Raw genomic sequence first — 12522 nt, forward strand, 5'->3', positions numbered from 1 at the left:
GCATGCGGGCGCCGGGCCGCCCCGAGGGGACGGCCCGGCGCCGTGGTGCGGGTCGGAGGAACGGGGAAGGTCAGACCACGGTCTGGGTGTCGGTGTCGCTGGACGTGGTGAAGTTCCCGTCACCGGAGTAGACCGCCGTGACGGTGTAGAGCCCGGCCGTGGCCAGCGGGGAGCTGACGGCGGCGACGCCGCTGCCGTCCACGGTCCCGGTGAGGTTCACGGTGGTCACACCGTCGGTGACGGTGAAGGCGACCGTTCCCGTCGGGATGCCGGCCCCCGGCGCCACCGCCGCCACGAAGGCGACGAACACGACCGTGTCGCCGGCGGTGGACGGGTCGGGGAACGAGGTGACGGTGGTGACGGTCGACGCCTGGTTCACCGTCTGGGTGAGGGCGTCGCTGGAGCCGCTGAAGTTGGCGTCACCGCTGTACGTCGCGGTCACCGTGTGCGCACCGGCGTCGAGGGAGTTGGTGGTGACGGTGGCCGTGCCCCCGGAGACGGTGGCGGTCAGCGACCCGCCCCCGCCGCCGCTGATGACGAAGGTCACCGTGCCGGTCACGGTGCCGGCCCCGGGCGCCACCGGCGCGACGGTGGCGGTGAAGGTGACCGGCTGCCCGAAGACGGACGGGTTCGGCGACGCGGTCACCGAGGTGGTGGTCGCCGCCTGGCCCACGGTCTGGGTGTCGTTCCCGCTGGACCCGGTGTAGTTGGCGTCGCCGCTGTACGTCGCGGTGACGGTGTGCGCACCGGCGTCCAGAGGGGCGCTGACGCTCACGGTCCCCCCGGAGAGGGTGCCGGTCAGCGTCGGGCCGCCGGAGACGACGAACGTGACGACCCCGGTGGGCGTGCCCGCACCCGGCGCGACGGGCGCGACGGTGGCGGTGAACGTCACCGGCTGCCCGGCCACGGACGGGTCGGGCGACGAGGTGACCGTGGTCGTGGTCGCCGCCTGGGTGACCGTCTGGGTGCCGGCGCCGACGGAGCCCGTGAAGTCGGCGTCACCGCCGTACGTCGCGGTCACCGCGTACGTCCCCGCCGTCACCAGCCCGTTGGTGGACACGCTGACCGTGCCGCCGACCAGGGTCCCGGTCAGCGTCACCGTGGTGAGACCGTCGGTCGCCAGGAAGGTCACCGTTCCGGTGGGCGTCCCCGCCCCCGGCGCGACCGGCGTGACAGTGGCGGTGAACGTCACCGTCTCACCCACCACGGACGGGTCGGGTGAGGAGGTCACCGAGGTGGTGGTCGCCGCCGGGGTGACCGTCTGGGTGCCGCTCCCGCTGGAGCCGCTGAAGTTGGCGTCGCCGCCGTACGTCGCGGTCACGGTGTGCGTACCGGGGGTGACGGCAGCGGTCGTCACGCTGGCCGTACCGCCGGAGAGGGTGCCGGTCAGGGTCGGGCCGCCGGCGATGACGAAGGTGACGGTCCCGGTGGGGGTCCCCGCCCCCGGCGGCACCGGCGCCACGGTGGCGGTGAAGGTCACCGACTGCCCGAAGACGGACGGGTCCGGAGTGGACGTCACCGTCGTCGTGGTGGCCGCCTGGGTCACCGTCGCGGTGGTGTTCCCGACGGAGCCGGTGAAGTCGGCGTCGCCGCTGTACGTCGCGGTCACCGCGTACGTACCCGTCGTCGCGAGCCCGTTGGTGGTCACCGTGGCCGTGCCGCCGACCAGGGTGCCGGTCAGCGTCACCGTGGTGTCCCCGTTGGTGGCCAGGAAGGTCACCGTGCCGGTGGGCGTGCCCGCACCCGGCGCGACCGGTGTGACGGTGGCGGTGAACGTCACCGTTTCGCCCACCACGGACGGGTCAGGGGACGCGGTCACCGAGGTGGTGGTGGCCGCCTGGGTCACGGTCTGGGTGGTGTTCCCGCTGGAGCCGGTGAAGTCGGCGTCGCCGCCGTACGTCGCGGTGACGGTGTAGGTACCGGCCGCGAGGGCACTGGTCGTCACGCTCGCCGTACCACCGGAGAGGGTCCCGGTCAGGGTCGGACCGCCGGAGATGACGAACGTGACGACCCCGGTGGGCGTCCCCGCCCCCGGCGCGACCGGCGTCACGGTCGCCGTGAACGTCACCGACTGCCCCACCACCGACGGGTTCGGCGACGAGGTGACCGTGGTGGTGGTCGCCGCCTGGGTGACCGTCTGGGTGCCGGCGCCGACGGAGCCGGTGTAGTCGGCGTCACCGCTGTATGTCGCGGTCACCGCGTAAGTCCCCGCCGTCACCAGCCCGTTGGTGGACACGCTGACCGTGCCGCCGACCAGGGTCCCGGTCAGCGTCACCGTGGTGAGACCGTCGGTCGCCAGGAAGGTCACCGTTCCGGTGGGAGTCCCCGCCCCCGGCGCGACCGGCGTGACGGTGGCGGTGAACGTCACCGTCTCACCCACCACGGACGGGTCGGGTGAGGAGGTCACGGTGGTCGTGGTGGCCGCCTGGACGACGGTCTGGGTGTCGGTGCCGCTGGACCCGGTGAAGTTTCCGTCACCGCTGTAGGTCGCCGTGACGGTGTGCGAGCCGGCCGCGAGGGCACCGGTCGTCACGCTCGCGGTCCCGCCGGAGAGGGTGCCGGTCAGGGTCGGGCCACCGGTGATGACGAAGGTGACGGTCCCGGTGGGGGTCCCCGCGCCGGGCGCGACGGGTACGACCGTCGCGGTGAAGGTCACCGACTGCCCCACCACCGACGGATCCGGCGACGAGGTCACGGTGGTGGTGGTCGCCGCCTGGCTCACGGTCTGGGTGTCGGACCCGCTGGACCCGGTGAAGTTGGCGTCACCGCTGTACGTCGCCGTGACCGTGTAAGTCCCGGCCGTCACCAGCCCGTTGGTGGTCACGGTGACCGTGCCGGCGACCAGGGTCCCGGTGAGTGTCACCGTGGTGAGACCATCGGTGGCGACGAAGGTGACGGCGCCGGTGGGGGTCCCCGCGCCGGGTGCGACCGGCGTGATGGTGGCGGTGAACGTCACCGTCTCGCCCACCACGGACGGGTCGGGCGAGGTGGTGACCGTGGTGGTCGTCGACGCCTGGTTGACCGTCTGGGTGTCGGTGCCTACGGAGCCCGTGAAGTTGGCGTCGCCGCTGTAGGTCGCGGTGACGGTGTGCGAGCCGGCCGCGAGGGCACTGGTCGTCACGCTCGCCGTACCGCCGGAGAGGGTGCCGGTCAGGGTCGGGCCACCGGTGATGACGAAGGTGACGGTCCCGGTGGGGGTCCCCGCGCCCGGCGCGACCGGCGTCACCGTCGCGGTGAAGGTCACCGGCTGGCCCACGACCGAGGGGTCCGGCGACGAGGTCACGGTGGTGGTGGTCGCCGCCTGGGTAACCGTCTGGGTATCGGTGCCTACGGAGCCCGTGAAGTTGCCGTCGCCACTGTAGGTCGCCGTGACCAGGTAAGTCCCCGCTGTCACCAACCCGTTGGTGCTCACGCTGACCGTGCCGCCGACCAGGGTCCCGGTCAGCGTCACGGTGGTGACCCCGTCGGTCGCCAGGAAGGTCACCGTGCCGGTGGGAGTCCCCGCACCCGGCGCGACCGGCGTCACCGTCGCGGTGAACGTCACCGACTGCCCCACCACGGACGGGTCGGGTGACGTGCTCACCGTGGTCGTGGTGGCCGCCTGGGTGACCGTCTGGGTATCCGTCCCGCTGGAGCCGGTGAAGTTGGCGTCACCGCCGTACGTCGCCGTGACCGTGTAAGTCCCGGCCGTCACCAGCCCGTTGGTGGTCACGGTGACCGTGCCGCCGCTCAGGGTCCCGGTGAGTGTCACCGTGGTGAGACCGTCGGTGGCGACGAAGGTGACCGTGCCGGTGGGCGTGCCCGCGCCCGGCGCGACCGGCGTCACCGTCGCCGTGAAGCTGACCGACTGCCCCACGACGGACGGGTCGGGCGAGGTGGTCACCGAGGTGGTCGTCGACGCCTGGTTGACCGTCTGGGTGTCGGTGCCTACGGAACCGGTGAAGTTGGCGTCGCCGCTGTAGGTCGCGGTAACGGTGTGCGAGCCGGCCGCGAGGGCACTGGTCGTCACGCTCGCCGTACCGCCCGAGAGCGTGCCGGTCAGGGTCGGACCGCCCGAGATGACGAACGTGACCGTGCCGGTGGGGGTCCCCGCGCCCGGCGCGACCGGCGTGACGGTGGCGGTGAAGGTCACCGGCTGACCCACGACCGAGGGGTCCGGCGACGAGGTGACCGTAGTGGTCGTCGACGCCTGATTCACCGTCTGGGTGTCGGTGCCTACGGAACCGGTGAAGTTGGCGTCGCCGCTGTAGGTCGCGGTGACGGTGTGCGAGCCGGCCGCGAGGGCACTGGTCGTCACGCTCGCGGTCCCACCGGAGAGCGTTCCGGTCAGCGTCGGACCGCCCGAGATGACGAACGTGACCGTGCCGGTGGGCGTGCCCGCGCCCGGCGCGACCGGCGCCACGGTGGCGGTGAAGGTCACCGGCTGACCCACGACCGACGGATCCGGCGACGAGGTGACCGTGGTCGTCGTCGACGCCTGGACGACCGTCTGCGTGTCGGTGCCTACGGAGCCCGTGAAGTTGCCGTCACCGCTGTACGTCGCCGTCACGGTGTGCGAGCCGACGCCCAGCGCAGCGGTCGTCACGCTCGCCGTACCGCCCGAGAGGGTCCCGGTCAGCGTCGGACCACCCGAGATGACGAACGTGACCGTGCCGGTGGGCGTGCCCGCGCCCGGCGCGACCGGCGTCACCGTCGCGGTGAACGTCACCGGCTGACCCACCATCGACGGATCCGGCGACGAGGTGACCGTGGTCGTCGTCGCCGCCTGGACGACGGTCTGGGTGTCGGTGTCGCTGGACCCGGTGAAGTTGGCGTCACCGCCGTAGGTCGCGGTGACCGTGTACACCCCGGTGGTGACCAGCCCGTTGGTGCTCACCGCCGCGACCCCGCTGCCGTCCAGGGTCCCGGTGAGGGTGACGGTGGTGACTCCGTTGGTGACGACGAAGGTGACGGTGCCGGTCGGTACCCCGCTGGCGGGGGCGACGGCGCCGACGAAGGCGGTGAAGGCGACCGACTGCCCCACCACGGACGGGTCGGGGAACGAGGTGACCGTGGTCGTGGTCGACGCCTGGTTGACGGTCTGGGTGTCGGTGCCGGTCGAGGTCGCGAAGTTGGCGTCGCCGTTGTACGTCGCCGTCACGGTGTGCGAGCCGGCGCCCAGCGAGCTGGTCGTCACGCTCGCCGTGCCGCCCGACAGCGTGCCGGTCAGGGTGCCGCCCCCGGGGCCGCCGATCACGAACGTGACGGTTCCGGTGGGGGTGCCGGCGCCCGGCGGGACCGGCGCGACGGTCGCCGTGAACGTCACCGTCTGCCCGACGACCGACGGGTCCGGCGCGGAGGTGACCGTGGTGGTCGTCGATGCCTTGTTCACGGTCTGGGTGTCGGTGCCCGTGGAGGGGCTGAAGCCGGGGCCCCCGCTGTACGTCGCGGTGACCGTGTGCGTACCGACGCTCAGCGCACTCGTCGTCACGGTCGCCGTACCGCCCGACAGCGGCGCCGTCAGCGTGGGACCACCGGAGATCACGAAGGTGACCGTGCCGGTCGGGGTGCCGGAGGCGGGCGGGACGGGGGCGACGGTGGCGGTGAAGGTGACGGGCTGGCCGAAGACCGACGGGTCCGGGGACGAGGTGACCGTGGTCGTCGTCGCCGCGCTGGACTGCACCGTCTGGGTGTCGGTGCCGGACGACGCGGAGAAGTTGGCGCTGCCGTTGTAGGTGGCGGTGACCGGATGGGTGCCGACGGTGAGGGTGCTGGTGGTGACGGTGGCCGTCCCGCCCGACAGCGGCGCGGTGAAGGTGCCGCCCCCGCCGCCTCCGATGACGAAGGTGACCGTGCCGGTCGGTGTTCCGGCGCCCGGCGCGACCGCCGCGACATGGGCGGTGAAGGTGACGGGCTGGCCGAAGACCGACGGGTCCGGGGACGAGGTGACCGTGGTGGTCGTCGCCGCCTGGGTCACGATCAGCACGGTGCTGCCGGAGGACGACGAGAAGAAGGCGTTGCCGTTGTAGGTGGCGGTGACGGTGTGCAGCCCGACGGACGGCGCGCTGGTGGTGACGGTCGCCGTGCCGCCGACCAGGGTGCCGGTCAGGGTGGGGCCGCCGGCGATGACGAAGGTCACGGTGCCGGTGGGTGTGCCCAGTCCGATGGGGATGACTGTCGCGGTCAGGGTCACGGTCTGTCCGAAGACTGCCGGATTCGGCGCTGCGGACACCAACGTGAGAGTGGGTGCCATGGACGGCCCTTCGCGTGTGTGGAGGTGGCGGGCCGTGCGTCTCCCCGTAGAGCCAGCGGAGCGCGGGGAGGCTCCGGCATCCCGAGGGGAAGGGCCGGGCACCATCAGTCATGGGGGCGCGCATCTGCCTGCCGGTGCGCTCTCCCAGGTGGACGACCCGCCGGTCGATAGCATCAGTAAGGGCGTTGACCGCGCGGCCTCGCCAGAGCGGGCCCGCGCTTTACCCTGAATGGCGCAGCGTGTTCCGCCCGGACCGTACGCACGGTGCGCACCCCTGGGCGCAGGAATGGTGTGTGCCGGCGCAGGCCGACGACCGGCGTGCGAGGCCCCCTCCCCGCACCACCCGTGACCCTCAACGGGGCTTCCGCGCAACGGGGTTCGGCCGCCGGACCGGACCGGGGCGGCCACCGACGTGCCGGCGTCGTCGGCATCGTCCGCGTCGTCGGCATCGTCCGCGTCGTCCGCGTCGTCCGCGCCTAAGCTGCCCGTCATGGACGACGAACGCACGGCGGTTGCACGCACAACGGTCGACGGGCGCGACGCAGACGCCGGGGCGGGGCTGCCGGGCGGTTTGCTGGTGCGGCACCCCGTACCGGAGGACCACGGGCGGCTTCAGGTGGCGCTGGCCGACTGGTGGGGCGGTCTGGGCGGCGAAGCGGGCGCGCTGCAGCGCCAGTTGCTCGTGCCGCGGCTGTTCCTCCAGCACTTCGCCGGCACCAGCTTCCTCGTCGAGCGCCCCGACCACACCTTGCACGCGTTCCTGATCGGCTTCCTGTCCCAGACGGATTCCCGGACGGCGTACATCCACTTCGTGGGCGTGTGCCCGGACGGCAAGCGGGCGGGGGTGGGCGGCTTCCTCTACCGCCGGTTCTTCGCCGCGGCCCGCGCGGCCGGCCGTACCCGGATCCGCTGCATCACCAGCCCCAACAACCGCGACTCCCTCGCCTATCACCGCCGGATGGGTTTCCGTCTGGAGCCGGGCGACCGGATTGATGAGCACGGGGTGCCGGTGCACCGGGACTACGACGGGCCGGGGCTCGACCGGGTGTCGTTCGTACGGGATCTGCCCGCCGGGCCGGGCGACGGGCCGGGCGCGGGTGCCGGGCCGGGCGCTACTCCCCCGGCGGCAGCGCCCTGACCAGCGCGTCCAGGACGCCCGCGAAGGAGTGGTCGGGCGGGGTGCCGTAGGCGACCACCAGGGCGTCGCGGGCGGCCGGCGGGGCGGCCGGGTCGCGGAAGCGGTCCAGTCCCTCCAGCGCGAGGCCCTGCCAGCGGGCGGCCTGGACGACGGACTGCTCGGTCCCGGGCGGGAGTTCCAGTACCGCGTGCAGTCCGGCGGCGATACCGGAGACGTGCACCTGGGGCGCCCGCTCGGCCAGCGCCGCGACCAGCTGGTCGCGGCGGCGCCGGTAGCGCAGTCGCATACCGCGCAGATGCCGGTCGTAGGCGCCCGAGGAGATGAACTCGGCGAGGGTGAGCTGCTCCAGCTGCCCGGACTGCCACTCCCCGGTGCTCTTGACCGCGAGCAGCGGGTCGACGAGCCGGTCCGGCAGCACCATCCAGGCCAGCCGCAGCGCGGGGGCGAGGCTCTTGCTCGCGGTGCCCAGATAGACGACGTGGTCCGGGTCGAGGCCCTGGAGGGCGCCGACCGGCTGGCGGTCGTAGCGGAACTCGCCGTCGTAGTCGTCCTCCAGGGCGTAACCGCCGTGCGCGCGGGCCCAGTTGACCGCCGCGGCCCGCCGGTCGGGGTGCAGCGGGACACCGGTGGGGAACTGGTGGGCGGGCGTGAGCAGGGTCGCGCGTACGTCGTCGAGCGCGGCCAACTCCTCGGTACGGGCGCCGTGTTCGTCGACGGTGAGAGGGACGGTGCCGAGCCCGGCCCGTTCGATGACGCCCCGGTGGAAGTCGAGGCCGTACGCCTCGGTGGCCAGCCGCCCGGCGCCCGGCAGCCGGGCGAGCAGGGCCAGCGCCTGCATGAAGCCGGTGCAGACGACGATGCGGTCGGGGTCGGCGCGGACGCCCCGGGCGCGGGCCAGGTAGTCGGCGAGGACGGCGCGCAGTTCCGGGCGGCCGGCGGGGGTGCCGTAGCCGAAGGCTTCGCTGGGCGCGGCGGTCAGGGCGCGGCGGGCGGCGGCGAGCCAGGCAGTGCGGGGGAAGGCGGCGACGTCGGGGGTGCCGGGGGTGAGGTCGAAGCGGGGCCGGCCGGGCCGGCGGGGGTCGCCGGGGCCGGGCCGGCGGGGTGCGGCGGGCAGGGCGCGCGGCAGCACCACCCGGTCGGCGACCCGGGTGCCGGAGCCCTGGCGGGCGCTGAGCCAGCCCTCCGCGACCAGCTCGGCGTAGGCGTCGGCGACGGTGTTGCGGGCGATGCCCAGGTCGGCGGCGAGCGAGCGGGAGGACGGCAGCCGGGTACCGGGGGCCAGCCGCCCGGAGCGTACGGCGTCGCGCAGCGCGTGCAGGAGGGCGGCCCGCAGCCCGCCGGGGCGGGTGAGGTCCAGATGCAGATCACGCCCGAAAGTGGCCCAGGAATTCGCCATGGAAGTGGACCATACCGGTGCGCCACTGTCGCCGTAGCGTGAGAGCCATGACCACAGCCCACACACCCCGCACCACGCCCGAGGCGGCTCCGGCCGCGACCCACTCGCACGGCCCCCGCCTGCGCTGGGCGAAACTCGCCCCCGACGTCTACAAGGCCATGATCGCGCTGGACGCGGCGGCGAAGAAGGGCCTGGACCCGGCGCTGGTCGAGCTGGTCAAGATCCGCGCCTCGCAGCTCAACCACTGCGCGTTCTGCCTCGACATGCACATCACCGACGCCCGCAAGGCCGGCGAGACCGAGGAGCGAATCTACCTCCTGAACGCCTGGGAGGAGGCGGCCGGCTTCTACTCCCCCCAGGAGCAGGCCGCGCTCGCCCTCACCGAGGCCGTCACCGTGCTGACCGAAGGCTTCGTGCCCGACGCCGTCTTCGAGCGCGCCGCCGCCCACTTCGAGGACGCCGCACTCGCCCAGCTGATCGCCCTGATCACCACCATCAACGCCTGGAACCGCTTCGGCGTCGCCACCCGCATGGCTCCGGGGCAGGCATGAGCACGCCCGAGACCGCGCCCCGGCTTCCCCTCTTCCGGCTCGCGCCCGACATCTACGCCCCTCTGCACGCGCTGACCCGGGCCGCCAAGCAGGGCCTCGATCCCGTCCTGGTCGAGCTGCTGCTCATCCGTGTCTCGCAGCTCAACCGCTGCGCGTTCTGCCTCGACATGCACGTCACCGAAGCCCGCAGGGCCGGGGTGAGCGAGCAGCGGATCGCCCTCCTCAGCGCCTGGGAGGAGGCCCCCGCGCACTACACCGGGAAGGAGCGGGCGGCGCTGGCGTTCGCCGAGGCCGTGACGCTGTTGTCGCACGGCGGCGTACCGGACGAGGTCCACGAGCGGGCCGCCGCCCACTTCGACGACGCCGAACTCGCCCGTCTCCTCGCCCTGATCACCGCGATCAACTCCTGGAACCGGCTCAATGTCGCGGCCCGCACGCCCGTCGGAAGTGCCCTGTGACGGCCGCGGCGCTGCGCGCCCTGCACCACGGCCCGGAGCTCCCGCTGGTCCTGCCCGGCCCCTGGGACGCGGCGTCCGCCAAGGTCTTCGCGGACGCCGGCTTCCCCGCGCTGGCCACGCCCAGCGCGGGCGTCGCGGCGTCCCTCGGCTACCGCGACGGGCAGACGCCGGCCGCGGAGATGTTCGCCGCCGTCGCCCGCATCGCCCGGGCCGTGGACATCCCGGTCACGGCGGACGTGGAGGCCGGCTACGGCCTGTCCGCCGAGGAGTTGGTGGGCCGGCTCCTGGACGCGGGCGCGGTGGGGTGCAACCTGGAGGACACCGACCCCGCCACCGGAGCCCTCCGGGACCCCCGGGAGCAGGCGGACTGGCTGGCCCGGGTACGTGCCGCGGCGGGCGACGCGCTCGTCGTCAACGCCCGGATCGACACCTACCTGCGCGGCGTCCACGACGAGGACGAGACGATCCGCCGGGGCCGCGGCTACGCCGAGGCGGGCGCCGACTGCGTCTACCCGATCGCCGCCCCGCCCGACCGGCTCGCCGCACTGGCCACCGCCATCGGCCTGCCCCTCAACGCCGTGGTCCTCCCCCAGGGCCCCGGCCCCCGCGAACTCGGCGCCCTCGGCGCCACCCGCATCACCTTCGGCCCCGGCCTCCAGCAGCAGGCGGCAACGGCGCTGGCCCGGGTGGCGGGGCAGCTGCGGGAGGACCTGACGGCGGGGGCCTGAGGCCGCGCGGGTCACCGTTCGTCCGTGCCCGGCACCTTCGCCGTGCTGAGGGCGACGCGGTTCCAGGTGTTGATGGTGAAGATCAGGGCGAGGAGGCGGGCGAGTTCGTCCTCGGGGAAGTGGGCGGCGGCCCGCTCGTAGACCTCGTCCGGTACGCCGCCGTGCGACACCAGCGTCACGGCCTCGGTGAGGGCCAGTGCCGCCCGCTCCTTCGCGGTGAAGAAGTGCGCCGCCTCCTCCCAGACGGCGACCATGTGCAGCCGCTCCTCGCTCTCCCCCGCCTTGCGGGCGTCGGTGGTGTGCATGTGCAGGCAGTACGCGCACTTGTTGAGCTGCGAGGAGCGGATCTGGACCAGCTCCACCAGGGCCGGGTCGAGGCCCTCGCGGGCTGCGGCGTCGAAGCCGATCAGGGCCTTGAACGCCTTGGGGGCGGCCTTGGCGAAGTTCACCCGGGGCCGGCGGGCCACTGCTGCGTCGTCGTGCCGTGCGGTCGTCCGTGTGTGCGTCTCGTTCGTCATGTCTTGAATCTAGAAGCCCGGATGACCGACTGTAGGGTGCATTTCCGTGCCGAAATCATGGGTCAATCTCGCGGAGAGCCTGGGCGCCGACCTGCATCTGGAGCTGACCGGGCCGGGCGGCCGGCGGGCCGCCCTGCTCCGGGCGCTGCGCGACGCCGTACGCTCCGGGCGGCTCGCCCCCGGTACCCGGCTGCCGCCCTACCGCTCGCTCGCCGCCGACCTGGGCATCGCCCGCAACACCGTCGCCGACGTCTACGCGGAACTCGTCGCCGAGGGCTGGCTCACCGCCCGCCAGGGCTCCGGCACCCGGGTCGCCCACCGGGCCGAGCCGCCGGCGCCGGCCCGCGCCCCGGCCCACCGCGCCCCGACGGCCCGCCCCACGCACAACCTCCTCCAGGGCCGGCCGGACGCCTCCGCCTTCCCCCGTACCGCCTGGCTGGCGGCGGCCCGCCGCGCCCTGACCGCCGCCCCGCACGACGCCTTCGGCCCCGGCGACCCGCGCGGCCGCCCCGAACTGCGCCGCGCGCTGACCGACTACCTGGCCCGCACCCGCGGCGTCCGCACCGACCCCGACCGCATCGTCATCTGCTCCGGCTTCGCCCACGCGCTGCGGCTGCTCTTCCCGGCCGTGCTCCCCGGCCCGCTGGCCGTCGAGGCGTACGGACTGGCCTTCCACCGCCGGCTCCTGGCCACCGCCGGCGTGCCCACCCTGCCGCTCACCGTCGACGAACACGGTGCCGACACCCGGGAGTTGGCCCGGCTCGACGGCGCCCGGGCGGTCCTCCTCACGCCCGCCCACCAGTTCCCCACCGGCGTCCCGCTGCACGCCGACCGCCGCGCCACGGCGATCAACTGGGCCCGGGAGAACGGTGGTTACGTCCTGGAGGACGACTACGACGGCGAGTTCCGCTACGACCGCCGACCGGTCGGTGCCCTCCAGGGCCTGGACCCCGAGCACGTCCTGCACCTCGGCTCGGTCAGCAAGAGCCTGTCCCCCGCGCTGCGGCTCGGCTGGATGGTGCTCCCCGCCCGCCTGGTGGACGCCGTCCTGGCGGCCAAGGGCGAACGCGAGGCATGGGCGGGCGTCACCGACCAGCTCACCCTCGCGGAGTTCCTCACCCACGGCTCCTACGACCGGCACATCCGCCGGATGCGCCAGCGCTACCGCCGACGCCGCGACCGGCTCGTCGAGGCCGTGCACGGCCACGCCCCGCACCTGCGGGTCACCGGCATCGCCGCCGGCCTGCACGCCGTCCTCCAACTCCCCGACGACGCGACCGGGGCCGACGAGCAGGCCGCCCTGCGCGCCGCCCGCTGGCAGGGCCTGGCCCTCGACGGCCTGACCGACTACCGCCACCCCGACGCGACCCAGCCGCCCCGCCACGGCCTGGTCGTCGGCTACGCCACCCCCACCGACAGCGGCTTCCCGTCCGCCCTGGAGGCGCTGTGCCGGGCGCTGCCACCGGCGCCGTAGCGGCCGTCGGGAGGCCACTACGGCCCG

General features: G+C 74.0%; 8 protein-coding genes. 5 read left to right on the forward strand and 3 right to left on the reverse strand.

Going from position 1 to position 12522, the window contains the following annotated elements:
• Nucleotides 1-70: 70 nt before the first annotated feature.
• Entirely contained in the window at nt 71-6211 is a 6141-nt protein-coding gene (locus SL103_RS39015) for an Ig-like domain-containing protein (RefSeq protein WP_244304086.1), read from the reverse strand.
• Nucleotides 6212-6722: 511 nt separating this feature from the next.
• On the opposite strand from SL103_RS39015, the gene SL103_RS31510 reads away from it, so the two are divergent.
• The gene (locus tag SL103_RS31510; RefSeq protein ID WP_069572362.1) at nt 6723-7370 is read left to right on the forward strand and encodes a GNAT family N-acetyltransferase; all 648 of its coding nucleotides are present in this window, start codon (nt 6723-6725) and stop codon (nt 7368-7370) included.
• Here SL103_RS31510 and SL103_RS31515 read toward each other — a convergent pair.
• Nucleotides 7345-8766, reverse strand: coding sequence for a PLP-dependent aminotransferase family protein (locus SL103_RS31515; RefSeq protein WP_069572363.1), 1422 nt, complete (start codon nt 8764-8766; stop codon nt 7345-7347). The genes SL103_RS31510 and SL103_RS31515 overlap by 26 nt on opposite strands.
• 47 nt (nt 8767-8813) lie before the next feature.
• Between SL103_RS31515 and SL103_RS31520 the strand changes: the two genes are divergently transcribed.
• The 3 genes from SL103_RS31520 to SL103_RS31530 are packed head-to-tail and all read left to right on the forward strand — an operon-like array spanning nt 8814 to nt 10503.
• On the forward strand, nt 8814-9317 hold the full coding sequence (locus SL103_RS31520; protein WP_069572364.1) for a carboxymuconolactone decarboxylase family protein: 504 nt from the start codon (nt 8814-8816) through the stop codon (nt 9315-9317).
• Nucleotides 9314-9775, forward strand: a complete 462-nt coding sequence (locus tag SL103_RS31525; protein ID WP_069572365.1) for a carboxymuconolactone decarboxylase family protein — start codon at nt 9314-9316, stop codon at nt 9773-9775. The genes SL103_RS31520 and SL103_RS31525 overlap by 4 nt, the downstream gene beginning before the upstream one ends.
• Nucleotides 9772-10503, forward strand: a complete 732-nt coding sequence (locus SL103_RS31530) for an isocitrate lyase/PEP mutase family protein (protein ID WP_069572366.1) — start codon at nt 9772-9774, stop codon at nt 10501-10503. The genes SL103_RS31525 and SL103_RS31530 overlap by 4 nt, the downstream gene beginning before the upstream one ends.
• Before the next feature lie 11 nt (nt 10504-10514).
• On the opposite strand, the gene SL103_RS31535 is transcribed toward SL103_RS31530, so the two are convergent.
• Nucleotides 10515-11021, reverse strand: coding sequence for a carboxymuconolactone decarboxylase family protein (locus tag SL103_RS31535; protein WP_079146075.1), 507 nt, complete (start codon nt 11019-11021; stop codon nt 10515-10517).
• 46 nt (nt 11022-11067) lie between these two features.
• Between SL103_RS31535 and SL103_RS31540 the strand changes: the two genes are divergently transcribed.
• Entirely contained in the window at nt 11068-12495 is a 1428-nt protein-coding gene (locus SL103_RS31540; protein WP_069572368.1) for a PLP-dependent aminotransferase family protein, read from the forward strand.
• Nucleotides 12496-12522 lie beyond the last annotated feature (27 nt).

The organism is Streptomyces lydicus, assembly GCF_001729485.1.
GTDB classification, from domain to species: domain Bacteria; phylum Actinomycetota; class Actinomycetes; order Streptomycetales; family Streptomycetaceae; genus Streptomyces; species Streptomyces lydicus_D.

Excerpts from the sequence above, each read along its gene's own strand:
- SL103_RS31510 (WP_069572362.1), top strand. The coding sequence starts at position 6,723 with ATGGACGACGAACGCACGGCGGTTGCACGCACAACGGTCGACGGGCGC.
- SL103_RS31515 (WP_069572363.1), bottom strand. The coding sequence starts at position 8,766 with ATGGCGAATTCCTGGGCCACTTTCGGGCGTGATCTGCATCTGGACCTC.
- SL103_RS31520 (WP_069572364.1), top strand. The coding sequence starts at position 8,814 with ATGACCACAGCCCACACACCCCGCACCACGCCCGAGGCGGCTCCGGCC.
- SL103_RS31525 (WP_069572365.1), top strand. The coding sequence starts at position 9,314 with ATGAGCACGCCCGAGACCGCGCCCCGGCTTCCCCTCTTCCGGCTCGCG.
- SL103_RS31535 (WP_079146075.1), bottom strand. The coding sequence starts at position 11,021 with ATGACGAACGAGACGCACACACGGACGACCGCACGGCACGACGACGCA.